Annotated in this window: 17 protein-coding genes; 7 read left to right on the plus strand and 10 right to left on the minus strand. The window is 71.2% G+C overall.

Features of this window, described 5'->3' with window-relative positions; all coding sequences use genetic code 11:
* Nucleotides 1-60: 60 nt before the first annotated feature.
* Nucleotides 61-1,680, plus strand: coding sequence for a chaperonin GroEL (groL, locus tag ACPYN4_RS11745; protein ID WP_239280898.1), 1,620 nt, complete (start codon nt 61-63; stop codon nt 1,678-1,680).
* A 131-nt stretch (nt 1,681-1,811) separates the two neighbouring features.
* On the opposite strand, the gene ACPYN4_RS11750 is transcribed toward groL, so the two are convergent.
* From ACPYN4_RS11750 to ACPYN4_RS11760, 3 genes are all read right to left on the minus strand, one after another.
* Nucleotides 1,812-2,099 carry a WXG100 family type VII secretion target gene (locus ACPYN4_RS11750; protein WP_424446468.1) on the minus strand — a complete coding sequence of 96 codons (288 nt, stop codon included), beginning with the start codon at nt 2,097-2,099 and terminating at the stop codon, nt 1,812-1,814.
* Nucleotides 2,100-2,226: 127 nt separating this feature from the next.
* Nucleotides 2,227-4,041: a sensor histidine kinase gene (locus ACPYN4_RS11755; RefSeq protein WP_424446469.1), complete on the minus strand. Its 1,815-nt coding sequence runs from the start codon at nt 4,039-4,041 to the stop codon at nt 2,227-2,229.
* Between the two features lie 20 nt (nt 4,042-4,061).
* A complete protein-coding gene (locus ACPYN4_RS11760; RefSeq protein WP_239280895.1) occupies nt 4,062-4,754 on the minus strand; it encodes a response regulator transcription factor in 693 nt (230 codons plus the stop codon).
* A gap of 57 nt (nt 4,755-4,811) precedes the next feature.
* Between ACPYN4_RS11760 and ACPYN4_RS11765 the strand changes: the two genes are divergently transcribed.
* On the plus strand, nt 4,812-5,861 hold the full coding sequence (locus tag ACPYN4_RS11765) for a lysostaphin resistance A-like protein (RefSeq protein ID WP_424446470.1): 1,050 nt from the start codon (nt 4,812-4,814) through the stop codon (nt 5,859-5,861).
* Between the two features lie 358 nt (nt 5,862-6,219).
* Here the strand turns inward: ACPYN4_RS11765 and ACPYN4_RS11770 are convergent, their stop codons facing one another.
* The 3 genes from ACPYN4_RS11770 to ACPYN4_RS11780 form a co-directional block, all read right to left on the minus strand.
* A complete protein-coding gene (locus tag ACPYN4_RS11770; protein WP_424446471.1) occupies nt 6,220-7,863 on the minus strand; it encodes a DNA repair helicase XPB in 1,644 nt (547 codons plus the stop codon).
* Between the two features lie 69 nt (nt 7,864-7,932).
* Nucleotides 7,933-9,714, minus strand: a complete 1,782-nt coding sequence (locus ACPYN4_RS11775) for a helicase-associated domain-containing protein (RefSeq protein ID WP_424446472.1) — start codon at nt 9,712-9,714, stop codon at nt 7,933-7,935.
* Between the two features lies 1 nt (nt 9,715).
* Nucleotides 9,716-10,006, minus strand: coding sequence for a multidrug ABC transporter ATPase (locus tag ACPYN4_RS11780; protein ID WP_424446473.1), 291 nt, complete (start codon nt 10,004-10,006; stop codon nt 9,716-9,718).
* 114 nt (nt 10,007-10,120) lie between these two features.
* Between ACPYN4_RS11780 and ACPYN4_RS11785 the strand changes: the two genes are divergently transcribed.
* On the plus strand, nt 10,121-10,504 hold the full coding sequence (locus ACPYN4_RS11785; RefSeq protein WP_076690128.1) for a cold-shock protein: 384 nt from the start codon (nt 10,121-10,123) through the stop codon (nt 10,502-10,504).
* Nucleotides 10,488-11,045, plus strand: coding sequence for a DUF3027 domain-containing protein (locus ACPYN4_RS11790; RefSeq protein WP_424446474.1), 558 nt, complete (start codon nt 10,488-10,490; stop codon nt 11,043-11,045). The genes ACPYN4_RS11785 and ACPYN4_RS11790 overlap by 17 nt, the downstream gene beginning before the upstream one ends.
* Before the next feature lie 158 nt (nt 11,046-11,203).
* Here the strand turns inward: ACPYN4_RS11790 and serC are convergent, their stop codons facing one another.
* Nucleotides 11,204-12,322, minus strand: coding sequence for a phosphoserine transaminase (serC, locus tag ACPYN4_RS11795; RefSeq protein ID WP_424446475.1), 1,119 nt, complete (start codon nt 12,320-12,322; stop codon nt 11,204-11,206).
* Nucleotides 12,323-12,432: 110 nt separating this feature from the next.
* Here serC and ACPYN4_RS11800 point away from each other — a divergent pair, with 110 nt between their 5' ends.
* The 3 genes from ACPYN4_RS11800 to ACPYN4_RS11810 all read left to right on the plus strand — a co-directional run bounded on the left by ACPYN4_RS11800 (nt 12,433) and on the right by ACPYN4_RS11810 (nt 15,107).
* Complete coding sequence (locus tag ACPYN4_RS11800) at nt 12,433-13,140, plus strand: metal-dependent transcriptional regulator (protein WP_239280883.1); 708 nt, start codon at nt 12,433-12,435, stop codon at nt 13,138-13,140.
* Between the two features lie 253 nt (nt 13,141-13,393).
* Complete coding sequence (locus tag ACPYN4_RS11805; RefSeq protein ID WP_239280881.1) at nt 13,394-14,281, plus strand: M23 family metallopeptidase; 888 nt, start codon at nt 13,394-13,396, stop codon at nt 14,279-14,281.
* 328 nt (nt 14,282-14,609) lie between these two features.
* Nucleotides 14,610-15,107: an HNH endonuclease gene (locus tag ACPYN4_RS11810; protein WP_424446476.1), complete on the plus strand. Its 498-nt coding sequence runs from the start codon at nt 14,610-14,612 to the stop codon at nt 15,105-15,107.
* Nucleotides 15,108-15,165: 58 nt separating this feature from the next.
* Here the strand turns inward: ACPYN4_RS11810 and ACPYN4_RS11815 are convergent, their stop codons facing one another.
* The 3 genes from ACPYN4_RS11815 to ACPYN4_RS11825 are packed head-to-tail and all read right to left on the minus strand — an operon-like array spanning nt 15,166 to nt 17,992.
* Nucleotides 15,166-15,822 carry a pyridoxamine 5'-phosphate oxidase family protein gene (locus tag ACPYN4_RS11815; protein WP_239280879.1) on the minus strand — a complete coding sequence of 219 codons (657 nt, stop codon included), beginning with the start codon at nt 15,820-15,822 and terminating at the stop codon, nt 15,166-15,168.
* The gene (locus tag ACPYN4_RS11820) at nt 15,819-16,622 is read right to left on the minus strand and encodes a creatininase family protein (RefSeq protein ID WP_239280877.1); all 804 of its coding nucleotides are present in this window, start codon (nt 16,620-16,622) and stop codon (nt 15,819-15,821) included. The genes ACPYN4_RS11815 and ACPYN4_RS11820 overlap by 4 nt, the downstream gene beginning before the upstream one ends.
* Complete coding sequence (locus ACPYN4_RS11825) at nt 16,619-17,992, minus strand: FAD-binding oxidoreductase (RefSeq protein ID WP_239280875.1); 1,374 nt, start codon at nt 17,990-17,992, stop codon at nt 16,619-16,621. Before ACPYN4_RS11825 ends, ACPYN4_RS11820 begins: the two co-directional genes overlap by 4 nt.
* Nucleotides 17,993-18,003: the final 11 nt, after the last annotated feature.

Here is an 18,003-nt window from a genome sequence, read left to right on the forward strand (position 1 = left end):
GCACTCGCTCCTCGCGAGTGCTAAAGACTCATCCTCACGTCCGGGAGGGACGACACACTTATGGCAAAGATCATCGCTTTCGACGAGGAGGCCCGCCGTGGCCTCGAGCGCGGCCTGAACATCCTGGCCGACGCCGTCAAGGTGACCCTGGGCCCCCGCGGTCGCAATGTCGTGCTCGAGAAGAAGTGGGGCGCCCCCACGATCACGAACGACGGCGTCTCGATCGCCAAGGAGATCGAGCTCGACGACCCGTACGAGAAGATCGGCGCGGAGCTCGTCAAGGAGGTCGCCAAGAAGACCGACGACGTCGCCGGTGACGGCACCACGACCGCCACGGTCCTGGCTCAGGCGCTGGTGCGCGAGGGCCTGCGCAACGTCGCGGCCGGCGCCGACCCCATCTCGCTGAAGAAGGGCATCGAGAAGGCCGTCAAGGCTCTCTCCGACGAGCTGCTCGCCTCCGCCAAGGAGGTCGAGACCAAGGAGGAGATCGCCGCCACGGCATCCATCTCCGCCGCCGACACCGAGATCGGCGAGCTCATCGCCGAGGCGATCGACAAGGTCGGCAAGGAGGGTGTGGTCACCGTCGAGGAGTCGCAGACCTTCGGCACCGAGCTCGAGCTCACCGAGGGCATGCGCTTCGACAAGGGCTACATCAACCCGTACTTCGTCACGGACCCGGAGCGCCAGGAGGCGGTCTTCGAGGACCCGTACATCCTCATCGCGAACCAGAAGATCGGCAACATCAAGGACCTGCTGCCGATCGTCGACAAGGTGATCCAGGACGGCAAGGAGCTCGTCATCATCGCCGAGGACGTCGAGGGCGAGGCCCTGGCGACCCTGGTGCTCAACAAGATCCGCGGCATCTTCAAGTCGGTCGCCGTCAAGGCCCCCGGCTTCGGCGACCGTCGCAAGGCGCAGCTGCAGGACATCGCGATCCTCACCGGCGGCCAGGTCATCACCGAGGAGGTCGGTCTCAAGCTCGAGAACGCCACCCTCGACCTGCTCGGCAAGGCCCGCAAGGTCATCGTCACCAAGGATGAGACCACGATCGTCGAGGGCGCCGGTGAGGCGTCGCAGATCGAGGGCCGCGTGACCCAGATCAAGCGCGAGATCGAGAACACCGACAGCGACTACGACCGCGAGAAGCTGCAGGAGCGCCTCGCGAAGCTCGCCGGCGGCGTGGCCGTCATCAAGGCGGGTGCGGCGACCGAGGTCGAGCTCAAGGAGCGCAAGCACCGCATCGAGGACGCCGTCCGCAACGCGAAGGCGGCCGTCGAGGAGGGCATCGTCCCCGGTGGTGGCGTCGCGCTCATCCAGGCCGGCAAGAAGGCGTTCGACAGCCTCGAGCTCGTCGGTGACGAGGCGACCGGCGCGAACATCGTCAAGGTCGCCATCGAGGCCCCGCTCAAGCAGATCGCCCTCAACGCGGGCCTGGAGCCCGGCGTCGTCGCGAACAAGGTCTCGGAGCTGCCCGTCGGCCAGGGCCTGAACGCGGCCACCGGCGAGTACGTCGACATGTTCGCCGCGGGCATCATCGACCCGGCCAAGGTCACCCGTTCGGCGCTGCAGAACGCCGCGTCGATCGCGGGCCTGTTCCTCACGACCGAGGCGGTCGTCGCGGACAAGCCCGAGAAGACCCCCGCGCCGGCCGGTGACCCCACCGGTGGCATGGACTTCTGAGTCGCATTCCCTGACAGAAGCGCCCCTCCCTCGGGAGGGGCGCTTCTGCGTGTGCCGGGGACGCGCTCATGTGTGCGCCCGACACGCTCACGTGTGCCCGGACGCGCTTCTGCGTGTGCCGCCGGACGCGCTCAGCGGAACAGGCCCGCCGCGGCCATCTCGGTCTGCGCATACTGATTGCCGGCATGCGCCAGGGCGCCGCCGATGTCGGCGAGCGCGGCCTCGAGCTCGGCCTGCGCCCCGCGCCAGCGGTCCACGACGCACTGGAAGGCGAGGGCGGCCCCGCCGGTCCACGACCCCTGCAGCTGCGTCAGCTGCCCGAGCATGGCGGCGGTCTCGCTCTGCAGCCGGTCGGCCGTGGCGCGGATGGCGCTCGTGGCGCCCAGGACGGCGTCGGAGTCGACACTGAAAACGGTCATGGGGTGATCCTTTCGACGAGGTGGCCCCACGCTACGAGCATCCCTCCCGTCGCGGCGCAACCTTCCCGGCATCCGTGGACAACTTTTCACGCCCGTCGGTTGGGGAGAGGGCGGTGGGATGCCGGGATCAGCCGTCGGTGCGCAGACGCGGCAGCGGCTGAGTCTGGATGAAGAGGTGCTCGGCGGCGTCGCGCGCCTCGGCGAGGGGGAACGCGACGCGGAAGGTGGCGCCGCCGCCGGGGGTCTCGGTCACCTCGATCGACCCGTGCAGCGCCTCGACGATCGACGCAACGATCGACAGCCCCAGTCCCGATCCGCCCGTCTCGCGGGTGCGGGATGTGTCGGCGCGCCAGAACCGCTGGAAGATCTTGTCGCGGATCTGCGGTGGAACACCCTCGCCGTGGTCGATGACGGCGATCCACCCCATCCCCGCCGCGTCGTCCACGCCGACCGCCAGCTCGATCGGCGACCCGTCGGGGGTGTAGCGGCGGGCGTTGCCGAGGAGGTTCGCCACGACCTGACGGATGCGGTTCTCATCGCCGAGGACGACGGGTTCCCGCTCGAGGACCGCCGCCACGGGAGCCGTCGCGACCGCGACGTCCCCGGCATCCGTCGGCGTCGCTTCCGCCCCTCGGGCGTCAGCACCGCGAGTCTCCGTACCCCGGGCCTCTGCACCGCGCGTCTCTGCACCGCGCGGTCGGCGGCGCAGCAGCGACAGCGTCGCCCCGATCGCGGCCGGGCCGGGGCGCCGCCGCCCCGTGGCGGGATCGACGGGCGAGACGGATGCTGTGACCGGCGCCTGCGGGCGCCGCTCGCTCAGGTCGCCGAGGAACGTCACCTCCCGGTCCGGCGAGGTCGCGCGCGCATCGAGGGCGGCGTCGCGCGCGACGGGGCGGAGGTCGACGGCGGTCACCACGATGTCGCGTCGCTCGTCCAGACGCGCGAGGGCGAGGAGATCCTCGACCAGCACGCCCATGCGGATCGCCTCCTTCTCGATGCGCTCCATCGACTGCGCCGTCTGCTCCTCGCCGGCGATCGCGCCCATGCGGTACAGCTCGGCATACCCGCGGACGGTGACGAGCGGCGTGCGCAGCTCGTGGCTGGCGTCGCCGATGAACCGGCGCATCTGCTGCACGGTGGCATCGCGCTGTCCCAGGGCGTGGTCGATCCGGTCGAGCATCGCGTTGATGGCGGTCTTGAGCCGGCCGACCTCGGTCCGGGGGGAGATGTCGCCCATCCGCTGGCTGAAATCGCCCGCCGCGATCGACATCGCCGTGTCCTCCACCTGACCGAGCCCCCGGAAGGCGAGCGTGACGAGCCAGCGGGTCGCCAGCGCACCGCCGACGATCGTCAGCAGGGCGAGGATCGTGTAGATGCCGACGAAGTTCGCCACCGTCTGGTTGACGGGTGTCATCGGCAGAGCGAGCAGTTGCACGTTGTTCTCGCGTGCGCCCGGGATCTGCAGGATGTCGACGGCGGCATGGAAGACGGTCTTGCCGTCCGCGGAGGTCAGCTCGAATGGGGTCGTGCCCTGCATCAGCGCCTTGTCGAGCCCGAACGTCGGCGGAAACTCCGGGGGATTCGCGGAGGCGGGGCCGCCGGTGGCGAGCAGTGTGCCGTCGGGGGCATACACGGCGATGTAGAACGAGGTCAGCGGAACCGGGGAGCGCTCGGCGAACTGGGCGACGCCGTCGACGACCTCGACATCGAGCAGGCTGGAGGCCTGGTCGAGCGTGACGGTCTGACTGATCGACTGGTCGCGCTCGGCGATCTGGGCGGTGCGCAGGAAGACCGCCGTGCCGAATCCGGCCACGAGCAGCCCCAGTGCGAGGACGGCGACCGTGACGCCCGTGACCTTCGCGCGCAGGCTCACATCACGCCACCACGAGGTCACCCGATCGTTGCGCTTCGCGTGCGCCGCCAGAACGCCCTCTCCGCTCACGGTTCGGGGCTCCCGTCCGCTCAGGACGACTTGCCGGCCTTCAGCATGTAGCCGAAGCCGCGCTTGGTCTGGATGAGCGGCTCCGACGAGTACGGGTCGATCTTGCGGCGGAGGTAGGAGATGTAGCTCTCCACGATGCCGGCGTCGCCGTTGAAGTCGTACTCCCACACGTGGTCGAGGATCTGCGCCTTGCTGAGCACCCGGTTCGGGTTCAGCATGAGGTAGCGCAGCAGCTTGAACTCGGTCGGCGACAGGTCGATCGACACGTCGCCGACGAGCACGTCGTGGGTGTCCTGGTCCATCGTCAGCTCGCCGGCGCGGATCGTCGACTCCTCGTCGGCCTGCATCGTGCGGCGGAGGATCGCCTGCAGGCGCGCAACGATCTCGTCGAGGCTGAAGGGCTTGGTCACGTAGTCATCGCCGCCGGCGTTGAGGCCCTCGATCTTGTCCTCGGTCTCATCCTTCGCGGTGAGGAAGAGGATCGGGGCGGTGTAGCCGGCGCCGCGGAGGCGCTTGGTCACGCTGAAGCCGTTCATATCGGGCAGCATGACGTCGAGGATGATGAGGTCGGGTTCCTCCTCGAGCACGGCCGAGATGGTCTGGGCGCCGTTGGCGACGGCGCGCACCTGGTAACCGGCGAAGCGGAGGCTCGTGACCAGCAGGTCACGGATGTTCGGTTCGTCGTCCACGACGAGGATGCGCGGTGCGGTCATAGCCCCATCCTGGCACCGGAATCCATCCCTTTGCTGGATATCCGAGAAGATGGATGGATGACGACGCCCGCGCCGCTCGCCCCCGTCCCGATGCCTGCGCCGGTTGCGCCGCCGGTCGTGGCCCCTCGCCTCCCCGCCGACGCGACCACGGGGGGACTGGCCTTCCACCGCCTCGTGTTCGCCCGGCAGCGCAGCGGATGGTGGACGCCGCTGGCGGTCGCGGGGCTCGGCATCGCCTTCTACTGCGCGATGCTCGCGGTGGTCATGGTGTTCATGATTGTCGCGGCGATCGCCGATCCGACGTTCCTCGACCGGATGATGGCGATCGCCCAGGACCCCGCGTTCAACCTCGGCGATCCCGTCATGCTCGTCTTCCTGCTCGGCACGATCATCCTCATGTGGCCGGCGTATCTCCTCGCCTCCCTCATCATCAACGGCAAGCGCGTGGGGCTGATCTCCTCGGCTGCCGGCCGGCTGCGGTGGCGCTGGATGCTGATGTGCGGCCTCGTGGCGGCGGTGCTGTCGGCGGTGCTCACGGGCGTGTCGTTCCTCCTCCCCGCCGACGCCCCGGCGACCGCGCCGGAGCCGAACCCGCTGTGGGCGGTCTCGCTCATCCTGATCGTCCTGCTCGTGCCGTTGCAGTCCGCCGCGGAGGAGTACATCTTCCGCGGATACCTCATGCAGGCCATCGGGCGGTGGCTGCGGCATCCGGCCTTCGCGATCCTCCTGCCGGTGCCGCTGTTCGTGCTCGGTCACCTGTACGACGTGCTGGGGCAGATCAGCGTTGGGCTGTTCGCCGTCGCCGCCGGCTGGCTCACCTGGCGCACCGGCGGCCTCGAGGCGGCGATCGCCCTGCACGTCGTGAACAACCTGAGCGGATTCCTCCTGTCGCTGGCCGCGGGGTCGGACCCGACGGCGTCGACGACGGGGTGGCTGAGTTTCCTCTGGTCGTTCCTGCTGATCGGCGGCTATGTCGCGCTCGTCGCGTGGATGCTGCGCCGTCGCCCGCTGCCGCGGACGCTCATCCTCACCCCGCCGGCCCCGCCGGCGTGGCCCGCGCCGCCGATGCTGTCCGCTCCCGCCGGGGGTGCGGACGCCGGACGGTGACGCCGGCCGTCGCGAAAGCAGGCTGGATTGCGCTTTCCGGCCCTCGCGGCGGGTCGACGTGCCGTTTCAGCCTGCTTTCGAGACGTGACGCCGGGGTGACGCCCCGCTGGTTGCCGCCGGCCCGCGCCGGGGCTGCTGCCCGCTCCCGCCGGGGGTGCGGCCGGCGGGCGGTGACGCCGGCCGTCGCGAAAGCAGGCTGGATTGCGCTTTCGGGCCCTCGCGGCGGGTCGACGTGCCGTTTCAGCCTGCTTTCGAGACGTGACGCCGGGGTGACGCCGCGCCGGGAGACGGGACGACACCCCGGGGAGACGACCCCGCCGGCACCCCGACCCCGCCGCCGCCCCGGTCCCTGCCGCGACTAAGCGGCCGCAAGCCCTTCGGCGTCGAGGATCGTGTAGCTGTAGCCCTGCTCGGCGAGGAACCGCTGCCGGTTCTGCGCGAAGTCCTGGTCGACGGTGTCGCGCGCGATCAGCGTGTAGAAGCTCGCGGTGTGCCCGCTCGTCTTGGGGCGCAGCAGCCGGCCGAGGCGCTGGGCCTCCTCCTGGCGCGACCCGAACGACCCGGAGACCTGGATCGCGACCGAGGCCTCGGGCAGGTCGATCGAGAAGTTCGCGACCTTCGAGACGACGAGCACGGGGATGCGGCCCTCGCGGAACGCGCCGTACAGTTCCTCGCGCTCGTCGACGGGCGTCGATCCCGTGATCTTCGGGGCATCCAGCGCCTCCGCCAGCATGTCGATCTGGTCGAGGTACTGCCCGATCACGAGGATCTGCTCGCCGGCATGACGGGCGACGAGGTCGCGGACGACCCCGATCTTGGCGTGCGCCGTGGCCGCGAGGCGGTAGCGCTCGTCGTCGGCGGAAGCGGCGTACTCCAGGCGGTCGGATGCCGGCAGATCCACCCGCACCTCGTAGCAGACGGCGGGCGAGATGAAGCCCTGGGCCTCGATCTCCTTCCACGGCGCGTCGAAGCGCTTGGGGCCGATGAGGCTGAACACGTCGCCTTCGCGGCCGTCCTCTCGGACGAGTGTCGCCGTGAGCCCCAGGCGGCGCCGCGCCTGCAGGTCGGCGGTGAGCTTGAACACCGGTGCGGGCAGCAGGTGCACCTCGTCGTAGACGATGAGCCCCCAGTCGAGGGCGTCGAGGAGCGCCAGGTGGGCGTACTCGCCCTTCCGCTTGGCCGTCAGGATCTGGTACGTCGCGATCGTGACGGGCTTGACCTCCTTCGCCTGGCCGGAGTACTCGCCGATCTCCTCCGGCGTGAGCGACGTGCGCTTGAGCAGCTCGTCGCGCCACTGCCGGGCGCTCACGGTGTTGGTGACGAGGATGAGGGTCGTCGTCTTGGTCTCGGCCATGGCGGCGGCGCCGACGAGAGTCTTCCCGGCGCCGCAGGGGAGGACGACGACGCCCGAGCCGCCCTCGCTGAAGATGTCGACGGCCTTGCGCTGATACGGCCGCAGCGTCCAGCCGTCCTCGTGCAGGTCGATCTCGTGCGGGGTGCCCGGGGTGTAGCCGGCGTGGTCCTCGGCGGGCCAGCCGATCTTCAGCAGCTCCTGCTTGATGTGCCCGCGCGCCCACGCGTCGATGACGTACGTGTCGGGGGTGGGGTGGCCGACGAGCAGCGGCTGGATGCGCTTGTTCTTGGCGACTTCGGCGAGGACGGCGGCGTCGGAACCGCGCAGGATGAGCGCGCCCTCGGCATCCCGCTCGATGACGAGCCGACCGTAGCGGCCGACGGTCTCGCGGATGTCGATCGAGACGGATGCCGGGACCGGGAAGCGCGACCAGCGGTCGAGCGTCGCGAGCATGTCGTCGGCGGAATGTCCGGCCGCGCGTGCGTTCCACAGCCCCAGCCGGGTGACGCGGTAGGTGTGGATGTGCTCGGGAGCGCGTTCGAGCTCGGCGAAGATCGCGAGTTCGTGCCGCGCCGTCTCCGCCTCCGGATGGGCGACTTCGAGCAGCACGGTGCGGTCGCTTTGCACGATGAGGGGGCCGTCAGCCATAACGGTCAAGTCTACCGGCGCTCGCCGCGGCGGGCGCGTCGCGGCGCCCGATCCGACAGTGAGGCGAGGTCAGGCGGGACGGATGCCGCTGATGCTCGACACCGGGAGGGTGCGCTCGACGTCGACCATCTTGTCGAGGCCCCGCAGCCGGCCGCCGCCGAGACCCGTCGCCTCGATCGTGAACTCGCGCGCGGTCCCGTCGGGCAGCCGGACGGCGACGACGATGGTGGCGCGGGCGCGCACGGCCTGCTCGAGCTCGCGGCCGAGCCACGCGGCCTCGGCGTCGGAGCCCTGCGCGGCGCGCAGCCGCGCGAGAAGCGGTCCGTAGACCGCGAGGGGGTCGGATGCCGCGGGCGGCTCGTCGGCGAGGCGATGGCGGTCGAGGCGCCGGCGAGCCCCGTCGGCATCGACCGCGACGACGGGATAGCGGGCGTCGGCGAGCATCCAGAACGCGGTGTCTGCGCCGCTGCGGGAGACGAGGTCGGCGCCGTCGCGGACGAGTCCGAGCGGGCGCAGCGCCTGGTCGACGGCGATCGTGCGCAGGAGCGCCTCGTCGTCGCTCGTGACGCGGGTGCGCCCCTGCCAGTCCGGGCCGACGCGCAGCGTGCCGTGGCGCCGGGCGGTGCGCTCGATCTCGTAGGCCAGCGGCTGGGGGAGGCCGGTGAGGGAGAGCTCCTCCAGGAACGCCTGCAGCGTCTCGGCCGTCTCGCCCGCCGTCAGGGCGTCGGCGAGGGTGTCGGTCGTGAAGCGGTAGGTCGAGGCCTGGGCGCGCGATTCGCGGTGCGCCATCGATCGCAGCCGCACGTCGAGCTGCGGCTGCAGCGGCCCTGGCGCGATGGCGGTGAGATCGTTCTGCAGGTAGACGCGGTCGACCTCGGTCGGCAGCAGCGCCTGCAGGGCGTCGACGTCGACGGCCGATCCCGCCGCCAGCGGCGCCGCCCACCGGGGAGCCGTACCGTCGGGGGCGATCATGCCCCACCGCTGCAGCAGGGCCGCCTCGTTCCGTGCTCGTTGCGGCCACGCCGGATCGAACGGGTGGGCGCCGGGCCACCGGTCGAGGCTCAGCCATCCGCCGGCGGGAGTGCGGACGGCGCCCGGCAGGTGCGCGCGCAGGGCGGCGGCCACCTCGGTCCAGCGCGCGACGGTGCCGGTGCGCAACCACTGCACGCCCGCGGCGGTCACGAGCCAGTGGCGGCCCTCGCCCGCCAGCAGGCCCGCGCGGTGAGCGATCTCGACGAGTTCGTCGGCGGCGTCGGGCTCGGCGACCGCTCCGGACTCGATGAGGCGGCGCCGTTCGGTCGCCCCCAGCGCGCCGGTGCCGATGCGCGACAGCGGGGCGGCGAGGGCGATGTGCAGGATGTCCGACAGCGATCCCGACGAGGCGAACGCCTGCTCGGCGGCGGCCGCGTCGACGGATGCCGCGGTGCCGGCATCCGTCGCCGGTGCGGCGTCGGTCGCCGGCGTGCCGTCGACCGTGCGTGCGGGGGCCGGAACGGTGGCCGCGGCATCCGTCGGCACCTGCGCGCGCAGCGCCTCGGCGATCGCCGGATACGGGATGCCGTCGGGGTCGACGAGCGCCCGGGCGTACAGCGCGTCGCGCACCGCGCCGGCGGGGACCGCCCCGGGCTCCGTGCCGCGGGTCGCCGCGGTGAGCGCGTCGGCTTCGTCGGCTGTGACGGTGAGCACCGCCCGCTCCGCCGAGGCCGGGTCGAGAAGAGCCTCGGCGGCGTCGAACGCGTCGCTCCAGGTGACCGACGGCGACACCCCGCGGGCGACGAGCAACGCCACCAGCGACGCGTCGTCGCGCTGCAGCAGATCGTGCGCGAGTGATCGGGCGTTGGTGGCGGTCACGTCAGCGCCCCTTGCCGACCCGGGCCTTTCGCACGAAGGTCATGACGAGCACCGCCATCAGCAGCACGAAGGCGAGGATCGGCGCGATGTACACCGTCGTGCCGACGGCCGGCCACAGTCCCGCGTCGAAGTCTTCGTGCTGCATTCCGCTGGCCGATCCGATCATGATCGCGACGAAGCAGAGGACCGACAGCAGAAGCAGTCCCAGCGACATGAACGCGAGGATGCGGTCGATGCGACGGACGGGCACGTCGTCGACGGAACCGGTGTTACGAGAAGGCGAAGAGGGCATCGTGCTCAGACTACTACCGGCGCCCCGTCGTGCCGGTGACGGTGCCGTAGGCTGGGACCGGGGCATCCGCCCCACTGTCACTGCGCCCGCGGGCGCCGATGAGCGAGGTTTGCGATGCCCACCGGCAAGGTCAGGTTCTACGACGAAGAGAAGGGGTTCGGCTTCATCACCACCGATGACGGTCAGGACGTCTTCCTCCACGCGACGGCACTTCCCGCCGGTGTCGAGGGACTCAAGGCCGGCACGCGCCTGGACTTCGGTGTCGCCGACGGCAAGCGCGGTCTGCAGGCGCTCGCCGTGCGGGTGCTCGACGCTCCCGTGAGCCTCGCCAAGCGCAACCGGATGAAGCCCGACGACATGGCGATCGTCGTGGAGGACCTCGTCAAGCTGCTCGACAACGTCGGCGGCGACCTGCGTCGCGGGCACTACCCCAACGCGGGCCAGAGCAAGAAGGTCGCGGCGATCCTGCGCAAGGTGGCCGATGAGCTCGACGCCTGAGCCGGACCCGCGTCTGCTCGCCGCGCACGACCTCGCCCTCGCGGCGCTGCACGAGATCACCGCGCCGTCGACCGTGGGTCCCGCCGCGGGCTACACCCTCGAAGACGACGGCGTCGTCTCGCTGCGCTTCGGCAACACCATGGAGGGCTATCCGGGCTGGTACTGGACGGTGAGCCTCGCGGTCACCGACGACGCCGACCCCACCGTGCTCGAGGTGGAACTGCTGCCCGGCGAGGGCGCGCTGCTGGCCCCGGAGTGGGTGCCGTGGGCCGTACGCCTGGCCGAGTACCAGGCCGCCCAGGCGGCCCTCGCCGCCGAAGAGCGCGAGAACGCGGATGCCGAGGGCGATGACGACCTCGACGACAACGAGGACGAGAGCGGCGAGGACGACGACGAGCTCGACGACCTCGATGACTTGGATGCGTCCGACTTCGACGACGACGGGTCGCCGATCCTGCACTCCGGCGACGTCGATGGCGTCGACATCGACGTGCTCGACGAGTCCGCCGCCGACGACGAGGACGACGACTCCGATCGTTGACCCGGGAGACTCTCCCGGGGCGTTTCGGCGCGTTTCGTCTCGCTCGTTCCTCGCTCGCTCAACGACCGGTGGGGCGTTTCGTCTCGCCCACGGTCGTTGAGCGAGGGAGCGCCAGCGACCGAGACGAAACGTCGCAACCCTTCCGCGTGGGCGGGGGGTCAGGGGTGCATCGCGTCGACCGTGTAGTCGATCGCCTTGATCAGCTGGCGCACGTCGTCCGGCTCGATGGAGACGAAGGTCGCGATGCGCAACTGGTTGCGGCCGAGCTTGCGGTAGGGCTCGGTGTCGACGATGCCGTTCGAGCGGAGGCTGGCGGCGACGGCCGCGGCATCCACCGTCTCATCGAAGTCGATCGTCACCACGACGGGGGAGCGGTCGGCGGGGTCGGCGACGAACGGCGTCGCGAACGAGGCCTCCTCCGCCCACGCGTACAGCGCACCGGAGGACTCCTCCGTGCGCGCGGCCGCCCAGCCGAGGCCGCCGTTGTCGTTGATCCACTCCAGCTGCTTGTCGAGGAGGAACAGCGTCGCGACCGCGGGCGTGTTGAGGGTCTGGTTCAGGCGCGAGTTGTCCAGCGCGTTCTTCAGGCTCAGGAACTCGGGGATGTACCGGCCGGATGCCGCGACGCGCTCGATCCGCTCGATCGCGGCGGGGGAGACCGCCGCGAACCAGAGGCCGCCGTCGGAGCCGAGGTTTTTCTGCGGTGCGAAGTAGTAGACGTCGGCCTCGGAGACGCGGAAGTTGATGCCGCCGGCGGCGCTGGTCGCGTCGATGACGGTCAGGGCGCCGTCATCGCCGTGAACGCGCTCGACGGGAGCGGCGACGCCGGTCGAGGTCTCGTTGTGCGGCCAGGCGTAGACGTCGACCCCTTCCACCGCCTCGGGGGCGGTGCGGGTGCCGGGCTCGGCCTTGCGCACGTCGGGGGCCTGCAGCCACGGGGCGGCCGCCGCGGCGGCGAACTTGCCGCCGAACTCACCGAACACGAGGTTCTGCGCGCGGGTCTCGATGAGCCCGAACGCGGCGGCATCCCAGAATGCCGTGGAGCCGCCGTTGCCGAGGATGATCTCGTAGCCCTCCGGCAGCCGCAGCAGGTCGGACAGCCCCGCGCGCACCTGGCCGACGAGGCCCTTGACCGGCGCCTGCCGGTGCGAGGTGCCGAGCAGCACCGCGCCGGGGCCGGCGAGCGCGGCGACCTGCTCGCGGCGGATCTTGGACGGGCCGCAGCCGAAACGTCCGTCGGTGGGCAGGATCTCGCGAGGCAGCGTCACGTGGGCCATGGACTGATTCTAGGGTCGCCGCCGTCCGCGTCCGGACGTCGGGCCGTCACAAACGACTAGGCTGAACGAGACCGCCCTCGCCCGTTCGCCCCCGTGATTCAAGGCCAGCCATGACCGATCTGATCGACACCACCGAGATGTACCTGCGCACCATCCTCGAACTCGAGGAGGAGGGCATCGTGCCCCTGCGTGCGCGCATCTCCGAGCGGCTGGGGCACTCCGGGCCCACCGTCTCGCAGACGATCGGCCGCATGGAGCGCGATGGCCTGGTCATCGTCTCGGAGGACCGCTCGCTCGAGCTGACCACCCCCGGCCGCCAGAAGGCGATCGACGTCATGCGCAAGCACCGCCTCGCGGAGCGCCTGCTGAGCGATGTCATCGGGCTGGACTGGGCGTACGTGCACGAAGAGGCCTGCCGCTGGGAGCACGTCATGAGCGAGCTCGTGGAGCGCCGGCTGATCGAGCTGCTCGGTCACCCCACCGAGTCGCCCTACGGCAACCCGATCCCGGGGCTCGACCAGCTGGGCGACGTTCCCGCCCACACCTTCAACGAGGGCGTCGTCGGCCTCGTGCGACTGCTCAACGAGACCGGCGGGCCGGTCACCGGGACCGTGCGCCGCCTCGCCGAGCCGGCCCAGGTCGACCCGGAGCTGCTGGAGCAGCTGCGCGATGCAGGCGTCCTCCCCGGAGCCCGCGGTCAGTACCGCTTCAGCGAGGGCTACGTGCTCGTGCAGATGGACGGTCAGAGCGAGGGGCTGGAGCTGCCCGTCGAGGTCGCATCGCACATTTTCCTGGTGGATGCCGCGCCCCAGGCCTGAGCGTCGCCGGGCGGCCGAGCCTGGACATCGCCCGGCAAAGGGCTGGGCGCACGTGCTCCTGCGTGACATATTCGTTACCTTCCGGTAGCCTCAAAAAGTCCAACGGCGAGAAGCCCGCCACGGATCTCCGCACGAATTGCCTCATCGGTTCGTCGTTCGCGCGGTGAAGCCCGTACATCTGTGCCCCGACACCGAGTGCCGACGAACCAGCATCCTTCCCCTGCGGGAGGGCGGCGGAGGCGCCGGAGGACCATTGGCTGAACAGTTCGATTCGTCGCAGGAGACACCCGAGTCCGAAGCGACGACACCCGATCAGCGCCGTGCGCGACGCGTCCCGATCGCCCGACGTCTGACGACGTCCGCCGCTCCCGCGGCATCCGCCCCCGCGAAGACCCCGCGTCGCCTGCGCGGCGGCTCGCACCCGGTGCGCAGCTTCGTGACCGTCGCGGCCGTCGCCGGTCTCGTGGCCACTGTCGCGATCCCCGCCTTCGCCGCGACCGGCGGCAACACGGCAGAAGCCGCCGTCACGACGGTGCAGCAGGTCGCCGCCAAGAACGCGCAATCGCTCGTCGTCGCCTCCGAGGCGACCCCCGCCGCCCTCGCCCGCGACAGCTACTCCGCCACGACGATGGAGGAGATCCAGGCCAAGAAGGAGGAGGAGGCGGCCAAGGCCGCTGCCGCGGCCCGCATCGCCGCGGCCTCGACCGCGTCGGCCGCCTACAGCGGCGCCATCGCGCAGTCGATCGCGCCGGCGGGCTCCGTCGTGCGCCCGCTCACCTCGTTCACGAACTTCGGCACCCCGTATGCCGGCCACAAGGGCACCGACTACATGGCACCCCTCGGCACGCCGATCTACGCGATCGCCGACGGCGTCGTCGTGGAGTCGACCGAGAACGGCCCCGGCTGGGGCGTCTACGTCAAGATCGCCCACAACATCGGCGGCAACACGGTCACCTCGCTCTACGCGCACATGATGTACGGCAGCCGCCGCGTCACGGTCGGCCAGACCGTCTCGGCCGGTCAGCTCATCGGCCAGGTCAGCGACACCGGTCGCGCCTACGGCACGCACCTGCACCTGGAGATCTACGTCAACGGTTCGTGGGTCAACTCGGAGAGCTGGCTCGTCGCCAACGTCGGCTGATCGCCGGCGGAACCGGCGCCCGGCGGGCGACACGCGGCATCCGTTCACCTGCTTTTCGCCTTCCCGCTCTCGCGCTGTATTAGCCTGAACCCGACGCTCGCAGAGCCGAGGGGGAGCCGATGGACGCAGCACCTCGCATTCGAACCGTGAATGCGCTCGGTCGCTATGTGCTTCGGCATCGTGTGCACGACTGCCGCGACATTCGTCGTGGCATGAAGGCGCTGTCTTATGACAGCGCCTTTTTTCGTGCCTGCGCCGCCTCGTCCGCGTGAGCTCGCACACACCGGAGCGCCGTTGAAGCCATCACGGCCGGTCGAGAGGAAGTCGCATGCGCACCCTGGTACTGAACGCGGGATATGAGCCGCTGGCCGTCGTCTCGTTCAAGCGGGCACTCGTGCTCGTGATGAACGAGAAGGCCACCGTGATCGAACGGATCGAGGAGAATCCCGTCTGGGGGATCGGCGGCTCGCGCGATCGACCGGCGGTGATCGTGCTGACCCGGTACGTGCGGGTGCCCGGCGCCCGGCGCGTGCCAGTGACCCGGCGCGGCGTGCTGCGCCGGGATGCGCACCGGTGCGCCTACTGCGGCAAGGGGGCGACGACCATCGACCACGTGCTGCCCCGCTCGCGCGGCGGCGTCGACTCGTGGGAGAACCTCGTGGCGTGCTGCCTGCGCTGCAACAACCTGAAGGGCGACCGGACGCCGCAGGAGATGAACTGGGAGCTGCGCTGGCTGCCGCAGCCGCCGCGCGGAGCGCAGTGGACGGTGCGGGGCACCGAGCGGAGCGAGCCGGCCTGGGAGCCCTACCTGTCGCTCGCCGCCTGACCGGGCCCCCAGCCGCGGCCGGGGAGCAGCCGGAGCATCGGGAGCACCCGGTGCGCCCTCAGCCCGGCAGCGCGGCCCGGTCCCACCCCGCGTCCGAACGCGTGTAGGCGATCCGCCGACTCGCGGCGGCCGGGTTCGACACCCAGAACACGAGGCGGTGCGGCGTCACCGCGAAGCCGACCCAGTCCTCCGGCGCGGCGAAGGTCGGATGCTCGGGTCCGCCGTGCGCGCTCTGGAACGCCTCCCACTGCGCGCGCCGCTGCGCCAGCGGCCGTGCGGCGAACGCGGCCGTGTTCTGCCACGCGAGCTGCTGCAGGTAGGGAGAGCGCAGCCGATAGGCCTCGCCGGCCTCCTCGTGCGACGACCGCGCCGCCGTGCCCTGCACGACGAGCTGCCGCGTGAAGCCCGGCCACAGGATCGTGAGGGCGACGGCCGGGTTGGCCGCGATCTCGGCGACCTTGCGGCTGTTCGCGTCGGTGTGGAAGTGGAAGCGCTCGCCGTCGAAGTCGCTGAGCATCGTGGTGCGCGCGTCCGGGGCACCGTCGAGACCCACGGTTGACACGGTCATGAGCATGCGATCCTCGCCCTCGGCCGGCAGCCAGGCTGCCGCCAATGCGAGCGGATCGCTCCACGGCGTATCGGACTGCACCGGGTCGGTGTCGTGGTCGATCACGACCGGCGCGGGCGGGATGCCGGGAGCGTACGAGGCCGTCATCCGAACACGAACCCGTCGATCTCGGCCAGTGCCTCGCACACGAAGTCGACGCCGCGCTCGTACAGCACCTTTCCGTGGGCCGCGTTCGCGCCGGTAGCGTCGCCGATCACGCCCTCGGGCCCGAAGTCGTCGCTCGTCCACCCGAACATGACCGGCTTGCGGTTGAAGCCGATGTGGGTGAGCCCCGCGATGTGCTCCGGGACGTTCCGCGCCGGCATGTCGGGGGCGACCAGGTGCGGCGCCAGATGCATGACCAGCGACGTCTCGGAGAACCCGCCGTGGATGCCCTGGCCCTTCTCGTCGGGCCTTCCGTCGACGCCGTCGCCGGCCCCGCCGGCGGTCGCCGGCATCGAGAAGGTGCGCAGGCCGAACCGTCGCCGCAGCTCGCGGTTGGCCCAGCCGAGCAGCATGACGTTGCCGCCGTGCCCGTTGACGAAGACGACGGTGCGGACGGCCGTCATCGCGATGGAGCGGCCGATGTCGACGAGCTCGTCGAGCACCGTCGTCCCCTCCAGCCACACGGTGCCGGGCGCCCAATGGTGCTCGTCCGACTTGGCGTAGCTGATCGTCGGCAGCACCCAGGCGTCGATCCCGGCCGCGGCGACGCGCTCGACGGCCGCCGTCGCGATCGTCTCGGCCACGAGAGCGTCGGTGCGCAGCGGGAGATGCGGGCCGTGGTGCTCGATCGCCCCGATCGGGACGACGGCGATCGAGCGCTCGCCGAGAAGGGCCGTCAGCGCGGGGCCGGACAGATCGGCCCAGTGCCGGGATGCCGGGGTGAAGGGCGCGCCCCCGCTCACCGGATCGCCCCCTTCGCCGGACCGCCGTATGCGACGTTGAGCTTGCCCGGGTTCAGCAGCCCGTGCGGGTCGGTCGTGCGGGCGAGCTCGACGGTCTCGGGAAGGCGGAAGTCCACGTTCCACTGGTGCGGGTTGTGCACGCCGACGCCCAGGGCCGTGAGCGCGGCGATGCCGTCGGCGACCTGTTCCGGACTCTCGTAGACGCCCGCGAGCATGCCGATCGGACGGGTGGCGGTCGCCTCGATGTGCAGGTGGGCGCCCGGATACACGGCCATGACCTCGTCGTGACGCTCGATCAGCGCGGCGCCGCCCACCTCGACGTGGAAGTACACGCCCGGCTCGGACTTCTGCAGCCACTCGATCGGGTGGTTGTAGCTCAGCACGGAGATCGCCGTCGACACCTGCGGTCCCTCGCGCACGTCCTCGATGCGCCCGCCCGCCGCCGTGATGATGTCGGTCGCCTCGTCGACGAGCGTCGCGTCGACGATGGTCCGCAGCGAGCTGCGTCCCTCGGGGAAGGCGGGGTCCGGCGGCAGCTGGGCGGACACGTGCGGGTCGTCGGCCGACACGAGACGCGGGTGCGGGCGCAGCGCGCCGAGCCGCTGCAGCACCGACAGGGGACCCGCGAAGTCGTCGAACGACGCGTACAGTCCCCGCCAGTCGCGCAGCGGTTCGAGCCGCACGGTCGCCCGCGCGATGACGCCCGCGGTGCCGTAGTTGTGCACGTAGCCGAGCGCGTCGTCGCCGTCGACGTGGACGATCTCGCCGCCGGATGCCGGGGTCACGACGTCCAGCGCGACGACGAACCCCTCGTGGTTGCTGCCGTGCGCGATCGAGCCGGTGCCGCCCGAGCCGCCCGCGATGAAGCCGCCCAGCGTGGAATGCACGGTCGAGGGGTACATCCACAGCTGCTGACCGTGCTGGCGGGCGGCCTGCTCGAGCGCGGCCATGGGCGCGCCGGCCTCGGCCGTGATCCACCCGTCGCCGACCTCGACGACGGCGCGGGCACGCGAGGTGTCCAGCACCAGCCCGCCGGGCATCGGGATCGCCTGGCCGTAGTTCCCGGTGCCCTTGCCGCGCGGTGTGAGCGGTGCGCCGTGGGCGACGGCGATGCCGACGACCTCGGCGATCTGGTCGGCGTCGGCGGGGAAGGCGACGAGGTCGGCCACGCCGAGAGGCAGCTGCTCGGCGATGATCGGCGACATCCGTGCGCCGTCCACCGAAGCCTTCTCCCGCTGCCGGGGATCGCTCGAGACGCCGCGCGGGCCGAGCACGGCCGCCAGGGCGGCCTCCAGCGCCGCGTAGTCGGGGGGTGCCGCGACGTCGCGCGCCGCGGGTTCGAGCATGTCGGTGGGGGTCGCGCCGGTCATCTCGGTTTCCT

This window comes from Microbacterium sp. CH-015 (assembly GCF_049707015.1).
In the GTDB taxonomy this organism is placed as follows: Bacteria; Actinomycetota; Actinomycetes; order Actinomycetales; family Microbacteriaceae; genus Microbacterium; species Microbacterium aurum.

Excerpts from the sequence above, each read along its gene's own strand:
- ACPYN4_RS11825 (WP_239280875.1), bottom strand. The coding sequence starts at position 17,992 with ATGACCGGCGCGACCCCCACCGACATGCTCGAACCCGCGGCGCGCGAC.
- ACPYN4_RS11815 (WP_239280879.1), bottom strand. The coding sequence starts at position 15,822 with ATGACGGCCTCGTACGCTCCCGGCATCCCGCCCGCGCCGGTCGTGATC.
- groL (WP_239280898.1), top strand. The coding sequence starts at position 61 with ATGGCAAAGATCATCGCTTTCGACGAGGAGGCCCGCCGTGGCCTCGAG.
- ACPYN4_RS11785 (WP_076690128.1), top strand. The coding sequence starts at position 10,121 with ATGCCCACCGGCAAGGTCAGGTTCTACGACGAAGAGAAGGGGTTCGGC.
- ACPYN4_RS11765 (WP_424446470.1), top strand. The coding sequence starts at position 4,812 with ATGACGACGCCCGCGCCGCTCGCCCCCGTCCCGATGCCTGCGCCGGTT.
- ACPYN4_RS11800 (WP_239280883.1), top strand. The coding sequence starts at position 12,433 with ATGACCGATCTGATCGACACCACCGAGATGTACCTGCGCACCATCCTC.
- serC (WP_424446475.1), bottom strand. The coding sequence starts at position 12,322 with ATGGCCCACGTGACGCTGCCTCGCGAGATCCTGCCCACCGACGGACGT.
- ACPYN4_RS11780 (WP_424446473.1), bottom strand. The coding sequence starts at position 10,006 with ATGCCCTCTTCGCCTTCTCGTAACACCGGTTCCGTCGACGACGTGCCC.
- ACPYN4_RS11760 (WP_239280895.1), bottom strand. The coding sequence starts at position 4,754 with ATGACCGCACCGCGCATCCTCGTCGTGGACGACGAACCGAACATCCGT.
- ACPYN4_RS11790 (WP_424446474.1), top strand. The coding sequence starts at position 10,488 with ATGAGCTCGACGCCTGAGCCGGACCCGCGTCTGCTCGCCGCGCACGAC.
- ACPYN4_RS11810 (WP_424446476.1), top strand. The coding sequence starts at position 14,610 with ATGCGCACCCTGGTACTGAACGCGGGATATGAGCCGCTGGCCGTCGTC.
- ACPYN4_RS11750 (WP_424446468.1), bottom strand. The coding sequence starts at position 2,099 with ATGACCGTTTTCAGTGTCGACTCCGACGCCGTCCTGGGCGCCACGAGC.
- ACPYN4_RS11770 (WP_424446471.1), bottom strand. The coding sequence starts at position 7,863 with ATGGCTGACGGCCCCCTCATCGTGCAAAGCGACCGCACCGTGCTGCTC.